General features: G+C 55.2%; 17 protein-coding genes. 2 read left to right on the top strand and 15 right to left on the bottom strand.

Annotated elements, in window-relative coordinates; genetic code table 11:
• Window positions 1–22: 22 nt before the first annotated feature.
• The 4 genes from JI62_RS10370 to pobA all read right to left on the bottom strand — a co-directional run bounded on the left by JI62_RS10370 (window position 23) and on the right by pobA (window position 4,500).
• Window positions 23–1,312 carry a TRAP transporter large permease gene (locus tag JI62_RS10370; RefSeq protein WP_088700086.1) on the bottom strand — a complete coding sequence of 430 codons (1,290 nt, stop codon included), beginning with the start codon at window positions 1,310–1,312 and terminating at the stop codon, window positions 23–25.
• Complete coding sequence (locus JI62_RS10365; protein ID WP_088700085.1) at window positions 1,309–1,785, bottom strand: TRAP transporter small permease; 477 nt, start codon at window positions 1,783–1,785, stop codon at window positions 1,309–1,311. The genes JI62_RS10370 and JI62_RS10365 overlap by 4 nt, the downstream gene beginning before the upstream one ends.
• A 73-nt stretch (window positions 1,786–1,858) precedes the next feature.
• On the bottom strand, window positions 1,859–2,899 hold the full coding sequence (locus JI62_RS10360; protein WP_088700084.1) for a TRAP transporter substrate-binding protein: 1,041 nt from the start codon (window positions 2,897–2,899) through the stop codon (window positions 1,859–1,861).
• A gap of 416 nt (window positions 2,900–3,315) precedes the next feature.
• Complete coding sequence (pobA, locus tag JI62_RS10355; protein ID WP_088700083.1) at window positions 3,316–4,500, bottom strand: 4-hydroxybenzoate 3-monooxygenase; 1,185 nt, start codon at window positions 4,498–4,500, stop codon at window positions 3,316–3,318.
• A gap of 146 nt (window positions 4,501–4,646) precedes the next feature.
• On the opposite strand from pobA, the gene JI62_RS10350 reads away from it, so the two are divergent.
• Together JI62_RS10350 and JI62_RS10345 are read left to right on the top strand one after the other, a co-directional pair.
• The gene (locus JI62_RS10350) at window positions 4,647–5,549 is read left to right on the top strand and encodes a helix-turn-helix domain-containing protein (protein ID WP_088700082.1); all 903 of its coding nucleotides are present in this window, start codon (window positions 4,647–4,649) and stop codon (window positions 5,547–5,549) included.
• Between the two features lie 413 nt (window positions 5,550–5,962).
• Entirely contained in the window at window positions 5,963–7,231 is a 1,269-nt protein-coding gene (locus JI62_RS10345) for a serine hydrolase domain-containing protein (protein ID WP_088700081.1), read from the top strand.
• Window positions 7,232–7,291: 60 nt separating this feature from the next.
• On the opposite strand, the gene JI62_RS10340 is transcribed toward JI62_RS10345, so the two are convergent.
• The 11 genes from JI62_RS10340 to JI62_RS10290 all read right to left on the bottom strand — a co-directional run.
• The gene (locus JI62_RS10340) at window positions 7,292–8,320 is read right to left on the bottom strand and encodes a helix-turn-helix transcriptional regulator (RefSeq protein WP_088700080.1); all 1,029 of its coding nucleotides are present in this window, start codon (window positions 8,318–8,320) and stop codon (window positions 7,292–7,294) included.
• Between the two features lie 163 nt (window positions 8,321–8,483).
• Entirely contained in the window at window positions 8,484–9,773 is a 1,290-nt protein-coding gene (locus JI62_RS10335; RefSeq protein ID WP_088700079.1) for a TRAP transporter large permease, read from the bottom strand.
• Entirely contained in the window at window positions 9,763–10,290 is a 528-nt protein-coding gene (locus tag JI62_RS10330) for a TRAP transporter small permease (RefSeq protein ID WP_088700078.1), read from the bottom strand. Before JI62_RS10330 ends, JI62_RS10335 begins: the two co-directional genes overlap by 11 nt.
• Window positions 10,291–10,302: 12 nt before the next feature.
• The gene (locus JI62_RS10325) at window positions 10,303–11,328 is read right to left on the bottom strand and encodes a TRAP transporter substrate-binding protein (protein WP_088700077.1); all 1,026 of its coding nucleotides are present in this window, start codon (window positions 11,326–11,328) and stop codon (window positions 10,303–10,305) included.
• A 323-nt stretch (window positions 11,329–11,651) separates the two neighbouring features.
• Window positions 11,652–12,296, bottom strand: coding sequence for a protocatechuate 3,4-dioxygenase subunit alpha (pcaG, locus tag JI62_RS10320; RefSeq protein WP_170938532.1), 645 nt, complete (start codon window positions 12,294–12,296; stop codon window positions 11,652–11,654).
• A gap of 16 nt (window positions 12,297–12,312) precedes the next feature.
• Window positions 12,313–13,044: a protocatechuate 3,4-dioxygenase subunit beta gene (gene pcaH / locus JI62_RS10315; RefSeq protein ID WP_088700076.1), complete on the bottom strand. Its 732-nt coding sequence runs from the start codon at window positions 13,042–13,044 to the stop codon at window positions 12,313–12,315.
• Between the two features lie 88 nt (window positions 13,045–13,132).
• Window positions 13,133–14,065, bottom strand: coding sequence for a pca operon transcription factor PcaQ (gene pcaQ / locus JI62_RS10310; protein WP_088700075.1), 933 nt, complete (start codon window positions 14,063–14,065; stop codon window positions 13,133–13,135).
• 66 nt (window positions 14,066–14,131) lie between these two features.
• On the bottom strand, window positions 14,132–15,301 hold the full coding sequence (locus JI62_RS10305; protein ID WP_088700074.1) for an alpha/beta fold hydrolase: 1,170 nt from the start codon (window positions 15,299–15,301) through the stop codon (window positions 14,132–14,134).
• 11 nt (window positions 15,302–15,312) lie between these two features.
• The gene (gene pcaF, locus JI62_RS10300; protein WP_088700232.1) at window positions 15,313–16,515 is read right to left on the bottom strand and encodes a 3-oxoadipyl-CoA thiolase; all 1,203 of its coding nucleotides are present in this window, start codon (window positions 16,513–16,515) and stop codon (window positions 15,313–15,315) included.
• Window positions 16,516–16,541: 26 nt separating this feature from the next.
• On the bottom strand, window positions 16,542–17,315 hold the full coding sequence (locus JI62_RS10295; protein WP_088700073.1) for a CoA-transferase subunit beta: 774 nt from the start codon (window positions 17,313–17,315) through the stop codon (window positions 16,542–16,544).
• A partial coding sequence (locus JI62_RS10290; RefSeq protein WP_276206562.1) for a CoA-transferase occupies window positions 17,315–17,744 on the bottom strand: 430 nt, incomplete at its 5' end. The genes JI62_RS10290 and JI62_RS10295, both read right to left, overlap by 1 nt.

The following is a 17,744-nucleotide window of genomic DNA, read 5'->3' as shown; positions in this document are numbered from 1 at the left end:
CATTCATCTAATCGGGCGAACGCTAAAGGACGAACAGTACGATCTGAGGGAGTACTAACAGCAAGGCAATGCACAGCAGATAAGGGGGCATGAAGTAACCCACTCCACGGAATGTCTCACCCATTCGTAACTCTGCATCCAGGCTCTTTACAATGAAAGCGTTCACCCCCACCGGCGGGGTAATCGCCCCCATACTGGTAACGATACAGACCACCACGCCGAACCAAATGGGGTCGTAACCCAAGGCAAGCGCTACGGGAAAGAAAATCGGGATTGAGATAATTAAAAATCCCATCGCATCCATTAGCGCTCCGCCGATCACATAGATCAATAGGATACAGGCCATTACCATTATCGCTGGCAAGGGCAGTGCCGCCGCCCACTCGCCCACCATGTAAGGCAGTCTCGTAATGGTAAGAAAGCGCCCGAAGATGACCGCTCCAGCAACCAACATCAAGATCATGGCCGATGACTTGAGTGCATTCGCGATGGCCTCATTTAAGACGGCCCAGGAGAGCTTTCCCTGTATCAGGGTAATGACCATTGCACCAATGCAGCCCACCGCAGCAGCCTCTGTCGAGGTGAACCAGCCCGCAAATAGCCCACCCAGTACCAGTGTAAAAAGGGCACCAATTTCGATAATACCTTTCAGCGAACGCCACCTTACGGACCAGCTCGAACGCACACCTGCGGGGCCCATATCGGGGCGACGGCGACAGAGCAGTCCAATCGTCGCGATGAACAGCACGACCAGAATAAGTCCGGGGACAATACTCGCCAGAAACAGATCGCGGATAGCCAGCTCGGCTTGCAGCGCAATAACAATCAGCACAGAGCTTGGTGGGATGATAACTCCCAGCGTGCCCCCCGCCGCGACACTGCCAGCACTGAGCGCACGGTTATAGCCAAATTTCTTCATTTCGGGGAGAGCAATGGTACCGACAGTGGCCGCCGTGGCCGTATTCGAGCCGCTAACCGCTGCAAAACCTGCGCTGCTAAGGATCGTCGTTGTGGCCATGGAGCCGCGGAAATGGCCTATCCAGGCATAGGCAGCTGCAAATATCTTTTCCGTTATCCCCGAGCGAAACAGTAATTCCCCCATAAAAATAAATAGGGGTATGACGCTAAGAGAGTAACCCGATAACTGCTCCCAGATGCCTGAGCTAATAACGTTATACGCGGCAATAGGGCTAGTCATGTAAAGCATGCCAAAAAAACCCACCATAAACATAGCGAAGCTAATCGGCATTCTTAACAAAATAAGAAGAAACAAACAGAGCACGCCTAACAAAGCTACCAGCGTCATACTCATTGTGTGACCACCTTTTTTAAACCACTCAAAAAGTCTGCTAAAAGAACCAAGCAAAAAGCAGAAAACCCTAGTGCCACTAGATAAACAACGGGGTAAAACGCAATACGCAGCGTTTGCGATAAAGAGCCCCTTTGCATAGCGCTAAAGCCATACTCCCAAAGTTTCCAAGCCACCATGGAGAAGAATAAAAAACTTGCGCCTGAGACCAAGACGTAGAGAACGCTTTGCAGACGGGCGGGCAAATGTTCGACCAGCAAGTCCAGCTCAATATGGGCTTTGGTAAGCTGGGAGTAAGCGAGCGATAGTGCAACTACCACCGCAGTTAGCCAACCAACCAGTTCGGTGGTGCCACCAAATGAAGAGCTGACTTGGCGCATTACGATATTACCGACCACCAGAAACACCATCATCAGCAATGCCGAACCGGCTACATAGAGTAAGAGACGGCTAATTACCCAATTAAATTTATTCATGGTAACTACCTAGGTCTATCAACATGGCGCTTACTGGGCGCAAAGATATGCGCCCAGACAAAGAGCGTAGGCATTATTGGTTTTGTTCGATCAGCTCAATAAACCGATCGCGCAACTCAAAGGCAGGAAGCCCTTGAGCAGCCACCTCTTCCAGCCGTTGTTCATTGATGGGCTCCAGCAAGGTCGACCAGCGCTCAGCCTCCTCCTCGGACAAGGTGAGCTGTTCAAGGTCATGGTTCTCGGCAGCCCACGTCAAGGATTCCTGGATGTGTTCATCTAGGTACTTACCTGCATAGGAGGCCATTTCGGCACCCAATGCATCGATCTCCTGCTGAACGTTTTCAGGTAAAGCGTCCCACCGCTGCTGATTCATCACCGCAACGAAGACAACGTTGGTCAAAGGATAGTCAGTGATATAGCTCACATTGCGGGCATACTGTAAATCCATCAGCGTCTCACGGGAACCTACATAGCCATTAACGATACCCGCCTGAAGGGCCTCCCCCGTTTCCGATTGGGTGAGACCCACAGGCACGCCACCAAGGGCTTGAACAACGGCCGTACTGTCACCTGGCACCCTGATCTCTTGGCCCTCAAGATCCTCCAGCGACGTCACTGCTTCTTGCGTATGTAGGTAGCCTGGCTCGGAGGTGAATGCCGTAATGACTTTGAAATCTTCCAAGCCCAGCGTCTCCGCAGGAAACTCTTTGATCAGTTCGTACACTGCCTGGCTGGCAGTCTGCGAATTCACGTCGATACCCGTTAGATTTCCGGCCAAATTGAGTAACGGAAAACGTCCCGGCTCGTATGAAGTAGCAGAAAGGCCGATATCGGCAACACCGTTTAAGACGCCATCGAACATATTGGCAGCCGTCAGCAACGTTCCGCCTGGGAAGGTGTTGACGTTTACCTGGCCATCGGTTCTTTCGTTAAGCTCTTTCGCCCAGTGCTCCATCTGCACGGCGGGAAAGGTTTGAGAAGGCGCAAAGAAGGCATAGCTGAGGTTGATATTATCCGCTAACACACTGGTGCTGAGCAGTACCCCAGCGCATACGGCGCTCAAGCGGGTCAGTCGGCGAGTAGTGTCGAGCCGTAGCTTTTTTTGGCTGGTCATTGGTCATTAGCCCTATTTGTTTTTGTGTTGAATGTCAGGTAATCCTAGCAGAAAACATTCAACATCACATGAAAAGTAAAGTAAATACCCAGACGTAAATCTATTCTTTTTTTTGCAAAAAACTCGCCGGATAAATTTAAAATAAATATTATCAATGAGATAGATCGATTCAGTAAGAATAGCTAGTCGGCTAGCCAAATAGTCGAATGCCTTGGCCAGTATCACAGCGCACCAATACTGTGCACACTGGAGGGGATCTGCTCACATTTAATTCGTCACGCTCAAGCGGAAACCTCCACCGCCATTACTCACTTAGACCAAGGGAATAGTCCACGAAAACGCTGTTTAAACTGAGCGAGAAGGTGCAAAAAAGCCCAAGCATCAGCCTGGGCAAGGAGGATCAATGGAGAAAGAGGCTATTCCAACGGCTCATAGGGCAAGCCGACATAGTTTTCAGCGATAGTCGTCAGCCCTGCTTTAGAGCTGGTTACGTAGTCCAGTTCGGCCAACTGCATGCGGCTGTTGAAATCCTCCTGGTCAGAGAAGTTGTGCAGCATGGAGGTCATCCACCAGGAGAAGCGCTCCGCCTTCCAGATGCGTTTCAGGCAGGTTTGCGAGTAGCGCTCGATCAAATCCGTGCGGCCTTCCTGGTAGACCTTCATCATTAGCCGATAGAGTGTATTGACGTCGCTGGCGGCCAGGTTAAGCCCTTTCGCGCCGGTGGGCGGTACAATATGCGCCGCATCGCCGACCAGGAACAGCCGCCCGTACTGCATGGGTTCGACCACATAGCTGCGCAGCGGAGCGATGCTCTTCTCAATCGAAGGCCCAGTCACCAGCTTTGCGGCAACGTCATCAGGCAGGCGGCGCTTCAGCTCTTGCCAAAAACGCTCGTCCGACCAATCTTCTACCTTTTCACCCAAGGGTACTTGAAGGTAGTAACGGCTGCGGGTGGCAGAGCGCATGCTGCACAGACTAAAGCCACGCTTATGGCTCGCATAGATCAATTCATCCGAGACCGGCGGGGTATCCGATAGCAAGCCCAACCAGCCAAACGGGTAAACCTTTTCGAACTCTTTTATGCGCTCTTGAGGGATCGCCTGACGGGAGACGCCATGGTAACCATCGCACCCGGCGATGTAGTCGCACTCAAGCCTGACCGTTTCACCGTTATGTTCAAAGGTGAGGTAGGGGCTGTCACTCTCCAAGTCATGGGGCTGAACATTTTCCGCCTCGTAGAGCGTTGTCGCGCCAGCCGCAGCGCGGGCTTCCATCAGATCCCGAGTTACCTCAGTTTGGCCATACACCATCACTTTGCTGCCACTGGTCAGCTCATCCAGTGCGACCCGCACGCGGCGATTGTCGAAAACAAGCTCAAAACCGTCATGAGGTAAGCCCTCTTCATCCATGCGCTGGTCAACACCCGCTTCGCGCAGTAAGTTCACCATGCCCTGCTCAAGCACACCCGCGCGGATACGGCTTAATACATACTCACCGCTGCGCCGCTCAACAATCACATTATCAATGCCTTGGCGATGGAGTAGCTGCCCCAGCAGTAGGCCAGAAGGGCCAGCGCCAATAATCGCGACCTGTGTCTTCATAGGGGATGCCTCATCGTTGTCATTATCAAAAACTTATGACTTGTATTTTTCAATGAAACACGCCGCATAATAAGGCATGATCTAGATCAATAATTGGACATTTAGCGCTTTATTACCCCACCTTAGTCGTATAGGAGATACCGGTGATGCCAGCCTCGTCGGCAACGTCCGTTCCAGTATTTAAGCTGTATGGCGAGACGCAGCATTGGCCCACGCCCGACTTGCTCCACTGTGAGTCGATCCCCGAGCGCAGCCAGCTACATGACTGGCGTATCCGCCCTCATCGCCACGCTGATCTCGTGCATATTCTATTTGTTTCTCACGGTAGCGTTGATCTGGAACTGGAGGGGACAAGCCATCAGCTTCAGAGTCCCAGCGCTATCGTTGTGCCCGCGATGGCTATTCACGGCTTTCTCTTTTCACCGGATGTGGAAGGACACATTATCACCCTGGCCAAACCGCTGGCCGACCACTTACATGCACTAATGGGTGAAAACAGTACGCTAAAAAAAGCTGACTTCTATCCGCTGCTCCAGCCCAACCAGACCGACAGAATTGCCACGCTGGTGGCTCAGGTCGACCAGGAGTACCGCCAGCCCGCCCCCGGGCGCAACAGCCTACTCGAAGCACTTACCCAAGCCTTGGTAGTCGAGCTATCGCGTCTTTGTGCTTATGCAGGCCGCACGGCAAAACGCTATAGCCCCCGCCAAAGCGACAAAGGACGGCAGCATTTAGAGCACTATCAAGCGCTGATCGAAGCCCACTATCGCGAGCAGCCAAGTATTGAGCAGTTAGCCGAGCAGATCGGGGTGAGTAGCGCGCACCTGAACCTGCTCTGCCGCCAACTCGCAGGGCGCAGCGCCCTGCAGTTGCTACACGAACGCCTGCTACTGGAAGCCAAGCGCCAGCTCACCTATACCAATATGACCATTGGTCAGGTCTCTGACAGTTTAGGTTTTTCTGAACCGGCCTACTTCACGCGCTTTTTTAAGCGTAATACCACGTTTTCGCCGCGGGAATTTCGGCTGCGCCAGCACGCCCAGTCATAGGCGCAAAGCCGTTGCTATCTGGCAGGCAATGAGAGGTCACCAACGTTGAAGCCAATAGCCTGAAGCCTGTGAGATCCGTGTGGATGACTAACCTTCTCAACCAGAAGATGGGGCGTTAGCAAAACCTAGTAGAAATATTGTTATTGAATTTTCATGCGCCTTTATCAGAGCTCAAAAGCTGATTAAGCCGATTGTGCGCCAACCTGACTGCCCATCAGGGCCTGTTGAGTTCAACAGGCCCTAACCTAAACCTCTATTAGCCCACATCTGTTTTACCACTATCACTGCCCCCCCCCTCTGCATTTGCAGGGGTTACTTCCCGAAAGACTCTTTCTAGTATGGGGTGCGAGCACGCCTCAACCGCGGGCACCTCATGGCCACTTAGGCCAGCCCTACCCTCGCTAGGAGACCCCATGACTATTCCCAAGAACAATTCCACGAGCTATTCAAAGAACTATTCCAAGAACTACGCTATCTATCTTGCCGCGATCGTTTCTCTCACCTCAACGGCCTGTTTGGCCGCTTCTCTACCCGAAAACGGGGAGCAAGCAATCGGGGAACAGTGGGGCACCGAGACAATGATGAATGCTCGGGCCAATATGTTTAACCCTGACCTCAATTTTCTGACGTTCCAACAGCTAGACAAGATGTTTGCCACCCGCCGCGTGGCCGCCTCATCAACCCCATGGCCGCTGGAGACAGACTTAATTGAGATTAATGACAACTTCTCGTTCGAAGGAAACGACGTTCCTTTGGAGGAGTATTTGGAGAACACCAGAACCAACGCGCTGTTGGTTATCAAGGATGGCAAAATCGTTTATGAGCAGTACCGCAACGGCTTCAGTGATGACAGCCAGCACGCGGTATTCTCGGCCTCAAAGTCAATTCTCGCGACCTTGGTAGGCGTCGCTGTGGAAGAGGGCAAAATTGAAAGCCTTGATGACAAGGTCACCAAATACCTACCCGAGTTAGAAGGCACTGGTTACAGCGATGTTCGCGTCATCGACGTGCTGCGGATGCGTTCCGGGGTTGCCTGGGAAGAAGTCTATGAGTTCGGCGGAGACACCCAGCTTACGGAAGTGCACGACAATGCGCTTGTGGCTAACAACTACCGCTGGTGCGATTACGCCATTGCCTCTTCCGAACCGGAGTATGAACCCGGCGAACGCTTCAATTACGCCACCCTGGATACCAGCGTGCTGGGCTGTGTGCTGGCGAGCGTTTTAGATACCACGGTCGCTGAGTACATGTCTGAAAAGATCTGGCAGCCCGCGGGTATGGAAGCAGATGGTTTCTGGATTATGGATGGTGGCGATGAGTTCTATGGCGCTGGTTTTAACGCCACCCTGCGCGACCTTGGCCGCTTCGGCCTGATGATGCTCAATATGGGCGAAGCCAACGGCAACCAGGTGATACCCGCCAGTTGGGTAACAGAGGCCACGGTGTCCGACCCTGGCTATGAGCATATTTCGGAAGGTGCCGACCTCGGCTATCAATATCAGTGGTGGACCTTCCCTGATAGCGATGCGTACACCGCCATGGGTATCTACAACCAATACATCTATATCGACCCGGACAACCAAACCGTGGTGGTGAAGTTGAGCCACACGCCAGATGCCAACGGCTGGGACGACGACAACTTCGCCTTCTTCGACAAACTTTCTGAGCTTGTTTCTCAGTAAAAATCAGTTAAAACGACGCTTACCGGGCCTTGGCATACCAAGCCAAGGCCGCGGCACTTTTCACTCGCCAGGCTGACGCAGCGCTGAAAGCAGTTCTACTTTGTTGCTAACACCTAGCTGGACATAAGCGCTACGCAGATACGTTCTTGCTGTTGCCGGGGTGATCCCCAGCATTCGAGCGACTTGTTTATGCGAGTGGCCTTGAGCATAGAGCCTAGCGGCACTTAATTCACGCGGGGAAAGCACGTTTGAACGCTGATGGGAACATAGCGTCAGGGCAACGAGGTCGCCGCAATGGTGCACATTGATGCCTTTGTGTTCATTAGACATTAGCGTGTGCGGTGCCGTGCTTAACTGATCAGAGATAAGGCGTGGGAGGCTAGAGCCTTGCCAGCCAGCATATTTTCGTTCGAGCGCTACGCGAACCTCTTTACCTATATAAAGGAGCTCTCCCTTCCTGTTGGAAAGGGCATAGCTATCCCAGCCATTGGTCAGGTCATCAAAACGAATTTTGGCTAGGTACTGCTTCCAGTAATACGCCAGATGGTTAAGAAACTCCTCCATCAGCACTGCATCAAGCCTATCGAATTCACTGCTTGTTTTGCTGCGATAAATCGACACAAAAAACAGCATACCGCTGCAGGGAAACTCTAGCGTTACGGCCATACTATGCAAGATGTCATGCCGCTGACAAAAAGCTTCAACCTCGGTGCAATCCGTATTGGGTAAATCGTCATGGCCTCCCCGCACGGCTTTGCCCAGGTAGGATATTGAAGCCTTGGCGAACCGATCCACCCCGGAAATACTATGCCACTCTTGGGCAAATGATGAACTCAGCCCCAAGCTGCCATCCATCATGACACTGGGTGAAAAGATAGATGACGAGGTATCCGAGGGTAGATAAAGTTGCCCCCACCAGGCGGCATCAAAACCCACAATATTAGCGAAGCCTTGTACGGCTTCACATAGCCACCTTTCAGGCATCGAGCATCTTGGTAGCTCCGTCAGCTCCATTAACGCACGGCTGAAACGCTGCAATAGATCGGCATTGCCATGGCGTGTGGATGCCTTATTGTTATTGATCTCCATCGTTTCACCTACTGACAGCCATAAACCCTTGTCGGTAATGGCTTGATGAGCCGCGACGGCTCATCAAGCACCAGCGTCAGTCTCTCCACACACTTGCGCTCGCATAACGCCTTTATCGCCACTATCCAAACAATGCTTAGACCAAGCGGATGACGCAAGCTGACTAGAGCAGAAACAGAGTGCTCAAAATAGGGAAGGCGATTAATAGCGCTAATCGTATTAAGTCAGAGACCACAAAAGGCGCTACCCCTTTAAATATCTCCCCCAGCCCAACATGCGGCGCCATCGCTTTAATCACGAACACATTCATCCCCACCGGCGGGGTCATTAGCCCCAACTCTACCGTCAGCACGGTAAGAATACCGAACCACACCGGGTCGATGCCCATGGCCTGAATAATCGGGTAAACCACGGGCACGGTGATCACCAGCATGGCAATGGAGTCCATAAACATGCCCAGCACAAAGTAGAGTGCCAGGATGCACAGCACCACGACGATGGGCGTCAGATCCATACCGTAAAGCAGGTCAGTAATGGAGAACGAAATGCGCGACACCGAGATGAAGTAACCCAGCGTTTCAGCCCCTACCAGCATAAAGAAGACCACCGCGGAGAGCGCCAATGTCTCTTGTACGCTGTGCCATAGCTGGGCGCCGCGCATGCCTTTTACCAGAGCGTAGAGCAGCGTGGCGAACGCACCGACACTGGCCCCTTCCGTCGGTGTAAAGGCACCAAAATAGATACCTAAAATCATCACCAGAAAAACGCCAAAGAACGGCACTAAGCCGGTCAGCGAGAGCAGCTTCTCTTTCCAGGCAGTGGGTTCGCCCGCTACCGCCAGAGAGGGGCGCAGGTACATCACCACGGTAATGGTCAGGGAGTACATCACCAGCCCCAGCAAGCCGGGAATCAGCCCCGCCATAAACATATCACCAACGGACTGTTCGGTAAGGATGGCGTAAATCAGCAGCGCGATACTGGGCGGAATCATAATGCCCAGCGTGCCGCCTGCGGCAAGCGCACCGGTGGCTAAGCCACGGTTATAGCCATAGCGCTCCATCTCCGGTAGCGCCACCCGGGTCATAGTGCTCGCGGTCGCCAGCGATGAACCGGAGATTGCGGAGAAAATGCCGCAAGAGCCCACCGCGGCAATCGCCAGGCCGCCCTTCCACCCCCCGCAAATGACGCGGGTTGAATCAAACAGCTTACCGGCCATCCCCGAGTGGGCAGCGAGTACGCCCATTAAAATAAACATGGGCACGGCGCTGAAGCTGTAGTTAGAGAGCACCTCAACCGGGACGGTTTTTAATTGTGCAACGGCTGCGTCCCAGCTTATGACCTGAGCGAACCCTACAACCCCGACAATCAGCATGGTTAAGGCAACCGGTACGCGCAGAATCATCAGTACCAATAAAAGCCCTAGCCCAATGGCACCAATCGCTTCACTCCCCATGAGCCGCCTCCTCACCCGCCGCATAAATCATGCCTAGCAAGGCGTGAATAAAACTGCGTATCCCCAATAGCAAACTAAGCACCGCTGCCAATTGGTAAATCGGCCCCATGGGCAATCGCAGGTCTTGGGTTATTTCCCCGTGCCGCGTAGCGGCAGCAGCAGAATCCAGTAACCCCACAAACAGGATCAGCCCCAGCGCCATAAAACCGAGCAAAAAGAGACCTTGCACGCGATTTTTGATTGTTTGCGGTAGGCGATGTGAGAACGCTTCAACCACCACTTGGCTTTTTTCGACATTTGCCGCCATCGCTGCCAATAGCGCGAACAGCATCAAGTAGCTAACCAACTCCACGCTCCCCGATACGCGCAGCGCAATCGCGCCCTCCGTCAACCGGGAAAGGTAGCGTGTGCTGACATCAGCAATGGTAACCGCCAGCAGGCCAATCAAAGCGACCCCGGCCACCAAGCGACAAACAAGGGCCAGCCAATGGCTGGCCCGGTAAAGAGTAGACTGCATAACACATTACCCCTATTGGGCGCTGCAAGACTCACTGGCTGCCAATGCCGCCTGATAGACATCGCGCGCCTGATCAAGACCGCGCTCTTCCAGCTGCGTCAGGTAGTTTTCGATGCCTGTTTCAAGCGGCTCCTGCCAGTCAGGATGCGCCAGCGGATTTTCGATTTCGCGAATGGTATGGCCTGCATCAGCAGCTTCTTGTTTGCCTTCTACATCAAGCCGATCAAACACCGCACCGGCGTTTTCAGCCCACTTCATGCCTGAGTTATTATCGATTACCGCCTGTTGCTCTGGCGTCAGGCTGTCATAGGCGCGCTGGTTCATGGTGGCGACGAAGATCAGCGTGTAAAAGGGCACTTCGGTGTGATAACTCACTAGCTCGTTGATGCGGAAGCCTTTGAGGCCTTCCCAGGGAAAGCTCAAACCTTCAATAACACCACGCTGCATGGAGGTGTAGATATCAGGGGCAGGCATGCCCACAGGAATCGCGCCCATATTTTCCAGCATCTCGCCCGCTACAGCGGTGGGACGGCGAATGCGCAGCCCTTCCAGGTCGGCAGGGGTTTGCACATCGGTGTCGATGGTGTGAATGCCACCCGGGCCCGTGGTAAACATAAATAGCGGGCGGGTGTCTTCGTATTCGCTATCCAAATGGCCGTCGTCGTAGAGCGTTTGCAGTACGCAAGCACCTTGCGTTGCCGTGCTCGCTACCCCGGGCAGTTCAACGATCTGGGAGAGAGGGAATCGGCCGGCCGTATAGCCCTGGGCAGTAGCACCAATATCGGCAATACCGTTGGCAGCGGCTTCATAAATAGAGTCCGGTTTGGCTAAGGTACCGGCGGGAAACATTTGAATAGTGAGATCGCCATTGGACTCTTCGGCAATGGTATCGGCCCATGCCTGTAAAACATCCTGATTAACGCCTGAAGGGCCAGGCCAAAAGTGAGCCATACGCAGGGTGGTCTCTGCCTGGGCAGAGCTAATGGCCAGGCCAGCAATCGCCGCTGCCAACACACACCGGGATAAGGAAATTTTCATGGGAGCCTCCAGGACTTTTCTTGGACTATTGTAAGTTCGCATGGCGAATACTAGTTCGCTTTAAGCAACCACATTAGTCCACTATCAGGCGTAAGGCTAATCGACATTCGTCTATGTTTAAGCAGCGCAGCGAGCCTTTATGCCTGCACTTCCACAGCCCCTCCGTATTGCGATCTCAATACACCTCTCAAAGGTACTATAGCAACCAAAAATTGGACTTTTACAATATCGACTCACGACCATGGTCGAATTCAAATACAAAAGCGCTGCCCATAAATGGACAACGTCTTTTGTTGAATAAGTAATGATCGTTCGTGAGAAGGCTAGAAATCAAAAAACACCGTCTCGCCTTCACCCTGTAGTCGGATATCCAGCCGGTAGCGCACCTTGCCATCCACCTCTTCGCGCTTGGCAATCAGCGTTTGGCGGCGCGTCGGTGACTCAATACGCGTGAGCACCGGGCACTGGGCGTTCGCCGCAGCTTCATCATCGAAGTAGAGCCGTGTTTGCAGGTGAACATTGACCCCCCGGGCAAAGACCGCCAGGTTAATATGCGGCGCCATTGGCTGGCCGCTGGGGTGCTTCACCGCGCCCGGCTTAATGGTGGTTAGCGACCACTCGCTGCCGTGGTCAAACGTCGTCGCGGTACGGCCGAAGCCATTGAACGGCTTGCTGAGGTCGTAATCGGATTGGTAGTTGCCAGCGGCATCGGCTTGCCACGCTTCTAAAAACGCATCGCGCACCAGGTCACCATTGCCGTCGATAACGGTGCCGACGACTTCGATATGCTCGCCCTCGGCGTCGGGCTTGGCCATCTCGTTCCAGATCTCTTCATCCCGTACGGGGTTGCCGGCTGCGGCGAGCGCCAGACCAATATGCACGTAGGGGCCAGCAGTTTGCGACGCCGTTTCGCGCAGCATCAGCTCGCTAGTTGGCTGCGTGTTGGGCTGAATAGCGGGTTGTTTCATGAGGTTTCCCCTGGCCTTACTGGTTTTCGAAGTAGGTTTGCAGTTCACCGCGCACCACGATGTCAAAGCGATAAGCCAGGCAGTCCATCGGTTTACTGTGCGCCATATCGAGTCGGCCGATCATGGTTTCCACTGCGTCAGGATCTCTGAGCGTATGCACAATGGGGCACAGGGGAATCAGCGGATCACCTTCAAAATACATCTGAGTAATCAGCCGGGTTGAGATCGAGGGGCCGGTTACCGATACGTGAATATGCGCTGGGCGCCAGCTGTTCACATCGTTGGGCCACGGGTAGGGGCCAGGCTTGATGGTGCGAAAACGGTACATACCCTGCTCATCGGTCAAACAGCGACCTACTCCGCCGAAGTTAGGGTCTAGCGGCGCCAGATACCTATCGTTTTTGTGGCGATAGCGACCGCCTGCATTGGCCTGCCACATTTCCACTAGCGTATGCGGTACCGGCTTACCAAACTGATCCACCACTCGGCCAAACATCATAATCCGCTCGCCCTGGGGGAGTCCGCCCCGGTCTGGATCCTGGCGGAAGTTCAGCAGTAGATCGTTATCGTGGGGCCCCATGCGCAGGTGGCTGAAGTCGGGGCCGGTCAGTTCGGAGGCGGTGGGTTGCTGCATACTCACCAGCGCCTGCTGTGGCGAGCGCGGTACCGAGGTTTTATAACCCGGCGTATAGGCTGGGGGATGCCAGTTGCGGTCACGGGTCACAAAGCGGTTATTGTCATTTGGCATACAGGTATCTCAAGGATTGAAACGGACGGTATTAGTGTCATGGTTAATCCACCACCTGCCAATTAATAACTTATCCAACCCTCATAACCTATAGATTATGCCCTTTGACAACGTCGGCAGCCACTTCCCGCAACACTTCACAGAACGTTTCAGTCGCCAGAGTAGGGCGCAGTGAACGGTTGATACATGCCCCGACGGAACCGCCATGGGGCTCTAAGGGCAGGGCGAGTTCGCAGAGCTCTCTGCGCTCAAGGGCTGAACGCACCGCTTCTTCTGGCGCCACCCAAATAGCATCACCGGTAAGCGTATAACGCTGTCCCAGCGCTAACGACAGTGTCTCAATGCGCTGGGCTGGCAGCGTGAGCCCATGACGTACAAAGAAGCTATCGACTTGTTGGCGGAGCGTGGTCTGCGGCGGCGGCACAATCCAGGGGTAGGCGCAGAGTTTATCGGCACCTGGCGCCTGTTCGAGCAGTAACGGGTGGCCTGCGCGAACCACTAGCTGAAGACGTTCGTAATAGAGGTGTTCAAAGCTCAGATCATGAATTTCGCGCGCTTCTGTCATGCGGCCTACCACCACATCCAGCTCACCGCGGCGCAAACGCGAAAGCAGGAAGGCGCTGGTGCCGGTAACCACCTGTGCGCCTCGTTCGGTGGTGGTACTCATCTGCCAACGGCGCAGAGCTTCAGGTAGGAGCCAACTTTCAACCGTAGATAGCGTGCCTACGCGCAACCAGTGAGAGCCGGTTTGAACGGCCTGAATAGCATCCACGCCCTCCTCCAGCGCGCGCACTGCCGGGCCTGCATGTCGAAGCAGTGTCAGTCCAGCCTGGGTAAGGGAAACACCACGGGGAGTGCGCTCGAATAGCTGGACAGCGAGGGTATCCTCTAGCTCACGAATGGTTTTGGAGATACCCGGCTGAGTAATGGCGAGGCTTTCAGCGGCGCGGGCAAAACTTCGCTGCCGCGCCACTTCGAGAAACGCCTGCAAGTGCCGTAGTTTTATCCGCGCGTTGAGCATAACACCCTCACAATAACCCTTTGGTTATGAGGATACCCTGTCAGCACGTGTACAGCGAGTGGCGCTTTACTCGCCCCACCCCAGCTCTTTGGCAAGCGAAAAAGCGTGATTTGCCGCTGGAACACCGCCGTAAATGGCCACGTGCATCAGCACCTGGCGCAGCTCGGCTTCCGTTAGCCCAATACGCTTGGCTGTTTTCAAGTGCAGCGTTAGCTCTTCACGGCCGAGGGCGGCGAGAATGCCGGTGGTGATCATGCTGCGCTCACGCCGCGTGAGATCATCATTGCTCCACAGCTCGCCCCAGGCTAAGCGGGTAATCATTTGCTGGAAGGGGGCATCCAGGCTGTTGGCGTTGGCGGTAGAGCGCGCTACATGCTCTTCTCCCAATACCTGTTTGCGGGTTTCCAGGCCAGTGGCGTAAGCGACGCCATGGTTGGCCACATCGCCCAGATCCGTTGCCAGCACGGCGAGGAACTTTTGCGCGAACAGCGCCGAGGCTTCTACCGCAGGCACATGGCCGACGCCCTCAAAAATCTCCAGCGGTGCATCACCGAGCTCTGCCGCCAGGGCTTCCAGCGTCGCGGGCGGCGTGGCCATATCTTCACTGCCGCCAAACAGCTGTACCGTCGTACTCTTACCGGTAAGTTTGCCGGTAAAGGTATCCCGACCGAGCATTTCACACAGCTGAGCGTAGGACTCATCGTCGCCACGGCCCATCTGGGTGCACCAGCCCGCTTTCAGCGCCGGGCTTGCCTCAAACGCTGCCGGAGCAAACCAGCGCGGCACGATCTCTTCAGACATCGCCGCCAAACCCTCCTGGCGTACGCGGCCTGCGCGGGTGTTCCAGAGATCCGGATTGCCGATCACCGCGCCAGTATTGGTTAGCGTGCAGGAGAGCAGGCGTTCGCTGTGCTCGGCAATCAACTGCTGCCCCACCACACCGCCAATGGAGGTACCGGCAAAGTGAAAGCGCTGCGCGCCCGCCAGTTCTACCAATGCCAGCGCCTCAGCGGCTAAATCAGCGGGGGTGATCTGCTCACCGCTAACCGCCTGGCTGGCACCGTGGCCGGGGAGATCCCAGGTCAGCACCCGATAGCGGGGCAGCAGTGCGGGAATCACGTCATCCCATACTGCCTGGCTCATGCCCAAAGGGTGCGCCAGTACGACCAGAGGGTTCACTTCTGCGCCGAGCAGGCGGTAAGCCACACTGCGGCCGTTAATGGTATGAAATGCCATGACGGTCTCCGTTAAACGCGTTCAATCAGGGTGGCAATGCCCTGGCCAACGCCCACGCACATGGTGCAGAGCGCGTAGCGCTTGCCGCTGTTTTGCAGCTCATGAGCGGCGGTCATTAACAGACGCGCACCGGACATGCCTAGCGGGTGGCCAAGGGCAATCGCGCCGCCGTTCGGGTTGACTCGGGGGTCGTCGTCGGCCAGTCCCAGGTCGCGCATGCATGCCAGCGCCTGGGCGGCAAACGCTTCGTTGAACTCAAACACATCGATCTCATCCATCGAGATGCCGGTGCGCTTGAGTAGTTTCTGCACCGCCGGTACCGGGCCATAACCCATGATGCGCGGCTCTACGCCTGCCGTGGCCATGCCGATAATTTTCGCCATTGGCTTAAGACCATGCTGTTTGACCGCCGCTTCACTGGCCACCAGCATCGCCGCCGCACCGTCGTTGACGCCAGAGGCGTTGCCTGCGGTCACGCTGCCGCCTTCACGGAAGGGCGTAGGCAAACCGGCCAGTTTTTCCAGGGTGGTTTCCCGCAGGTGCTCATCCTGATCAAAGATCAGCGGCTCCTGCTTGCGGCGCGGGATCTCGATGGCCGTGATCTCTTGAGCAAAGCGCCCCGCCTTTTGGGCGGCCGCGGCCTTCTGCTGGGAGCGCAGGGCAAAAGCATCCTGATCTTGACGAGAGATATTGAACTGCTCGGCGACGTTCTCTGCGGTCTCCGGCATGGAATCAATGCCGTAGGTTTTCTTCATCAGCGGGTTGATCAGACGCCAGCCAATGGTGGTGTCTTCGAGTTTTTGACTGCGGGCGAAAGCGCTATCGGCCTTGCCCATGACGTAGGGCGCGCGAGACATGGACTCCACGCCGCCGGCCAGCGCCAGCTCCATCTCACCGGCTTTAATGGCACGAAACGCCGTGCCTACCGCGTCCATACCCGAGCCGCACAGGCGATTCATGGTCGTGCCGGGAACTGAGGTAGGAATGCCCGCCAGCAGCGACGACATCCGCGCTACGTTGCGGTTATCTTCACCGGCCTGGTTGGCGCAGCCCATAAAGACTTCTTCAATGGCAGCAGGGTCGAGATCCGGCGCTTCTGCCAGTACGGCTTTAAAAATCGTCGCGGCGAAATCATCCGGGCGCACGCTGGCCAGGGTTCCACCAAAGCGTCCCACGGCGGTGCGGCGGGGATGACATAGAAAGACGTCTTGCATAACAACATCGCTCATAAATAGCTCCTTTATGCGTCCGCGTGGGCCCGCTCAGTGCGCGCTTTGAGCTCACGTAAAATCGTCAGCTCGTTTTCGCTGGGCTCTGGTGTGCTCTCAAGCTGTTCGGCAAAGCGAATCTCCCAGCCGGTCGCCTCAATCACGTCTTCGCGGCTGACACCAGGATGCAGTGACACCACTACCAGCTCTTTGGTCTCCGGGTCGGGCTTCATCACGCACAGGTCGGTGATTACCCGGGTGGGGCCTTTGCCGATATTAGGTACGTTATCGCGCCCTTTGCCGTCGCGGCCAAAGCCTAGCGTGGTGACGAAATCAACATCTTTTACAAAAGCGCGCTTGGAGTGCTTCAGGGTGATAAAGACTTCACCGGCGTTGGTGGCAATTTCCGGCGCACCGCCGCCGCCCGGCAGACGAACCTTGGGCGCTTTGTAATCGCCGATCAGCGTCGTGTTTAGGTTAGCAAAACGGTCGATTTGCGCGGTGCCCAAAAACCCCACATCGACTTTGCCGCCCTGCAGCCAGTAGCGAAACATCTCCGGCACCGCCACGGTAGTGAGCGCAGATTCGCACAGCTCACCATCGCCAATAGAGAGAGGCAGAATATCGGGCTTGGTCTGCAGCGTGCCGGACTCGTAAATCAGTACTACATCGGGTGCGTGGGTCAGCCGTGCCAGGTTGGCGGCTTCCGAGGGCAGCCCGATACCCACAAAGCAGGTCATGCCATTCTCCAGCGCCCGCGCGGCGGTCACCGACATCATTTCAGAAGAGGTATATTCGAGACTCATTAGCTGTTCTCCCCTGCATGATTTTGGACAGCGTTAAAGACGTTGTCGTCGAGCCACTGGGTAAAGGTGTCGCGATCGCGGGCGATGGCATCCCACTCTTTATAGAAGCGGTTGCTGCGGCCGTAATAGCCGTGGGTATAGGAGGGCAGCGCGCCTTTCTCGGCCACCGCAATGGCGCTGATGGCCCAGCTTGGAATTACGCAGGCGTTGGGGTGTGCATTGAGGTCATCGACGATCTCTTCCACCGTGACGATGCTGTGCTTGGCGGCCAGAACCGCTTCTTTCTGTACGCCAACGATACCCTCTACCAGCACGTTGCCCTGGCGATCCGCCCGCTGGGCATGGATGATCGAAACGTCCGGGCGCACCGACGGCACAGCGGCCAGGCGTTCACCGGTAAACGGGCACTCGATGAATTTGATTTGATCG

It is taken from the genome of Halomonas campaniensis (assembly GCF_002211105.1).
Taxonomy (GTDB): domain Bacteria; phylum Pseudomonadota; class Gammaproteobacteria; order Pseudomonadales; family Halomonadaceae; genus Vreelandella; species Vreelandella campaniensis_A.
This window is presented reverse-complemented; position numbering and strand designations above follow the sequence as displayed.

What these genes read in the sequence shown, in the direction of transcription:
- pcaQ (WP_088700075.1), bottom strand. Translation starts at nt 14,065, where the DNA reads ATGCTCAACGCGCGGATAAAACTACGGCACTTGCAGGCGTTTCTCGAA.
- pcaG (WP_170938532.1), bottom strand. Translation starts at nt 12,296, where the DNA reads ATGAAACAACCCGCTATTCAGCCCAACACGCAGCCAACTAGCGAGCTG.
- JI62_RS10305 (WP_088700074.1), bottom strand. Translation starts at nt 15,301, where the DNA reads ATGGCATTTCATACCATTAACGGCCGCAGTGTGGCTTACCGCCTGCTC.
- JI62_RS10335 (WP_088700079.1), bottom strand. Translation starts at nt 9,773, where the DNA reads ATGGGGAGTGAAGCGATTGGTGCCATTGGGCTAGGGCTTTTATTGGTA.
- JI62_RS10370 (WP_088700086.1), bottom strand. Translation starts at nt 1,312, where the DNA reads ATGAGTATGACGCTGGTAGCTTTGTTAGGCGTGCTCTGTTTGTTTCTT.
- pcaF (WP_088700232.1), bottom strand. Translation starts at nt 16,515, where the DNA reads ATGCAAGACGTCTTTCTATGTCATCCCCGCCGCACCGCCGTGGGACGC.
- JI62_RS10360 (WP_088700084.1), bottom strand. Translation starts at nt 2,899, where the DNA reads ATGACCAGCCAAAAAAAGCTACGGCTCGACACTACTCGCCGACTGACC.
- pobA (WP_088700083.1), bottom strand. Translation starts at nt 4,500, where the DNA reads ATGAAGACACAGGTCGCGATTATTGGCGCTGGCCCTTCTGGCCTACTG.
- JI62_RS10350 (WP_088700082.1), top strand. Translation starts at nt 4,647, where the DNA reads ATGCCAGCCTCGTCGGCAACGTCCGTTCCAGTATTTAAGCTGTATGGC.
- JI62_RS10345 (WP_088700081.1), top strand. Translation starts at nt 5,963, where the DNA reads ATGACTATTCCCAAGAACAATTCCACGAGCTATTCAAAGAACTATTCC.
- JI62_RS10340 (WP_088700080.1), bottom strand. Translation starts at nt 8,320, where the DNA reads ATGGAGATCAATAACAATAAGGCATCCACACGCCATGGCAATGCCGAT.
- JI62_RS10295 (WP_088700073.1), bottom strand. Translation starts at nt 17,315, where the DNA reads ATGAGTCTCGAATATACCTCTTCTGAAATGATGTCGGTGACCGCCGCG.
- JI62_RS10325 (WP_088700077.1), bottom strand. Translation starts at nt 11,328, where the DNA reads ATGAAAATTTCCTTATCCCGGTGTGTGTTGGCAGCGGCGATTGCTGGC.
- pcaH (WP_088700076.1), bottom strand. Translation starts at nt 13,044, where the DNA reads ATGCCAAATGACAATAACCGCTTTGTGACCCGTGACCGCAACTGGCAT.
- JI62_RS10365 (WP_088700085.1), bottom strand. Translation starts at nt 1,785, where the DNA reads ATGAATAAATTTAATTGGGTAATTAGCCGTCTCTTACTCTATGTAGCC.
- JI62_RS10330 (WP_088700078.1), bottom strand. Translation starts at nt 10,290, where the DNA reads ATGCAGTCTACTCTTTACCGGGCCAGCCATTGGCTGGCCCTTGTTTGT.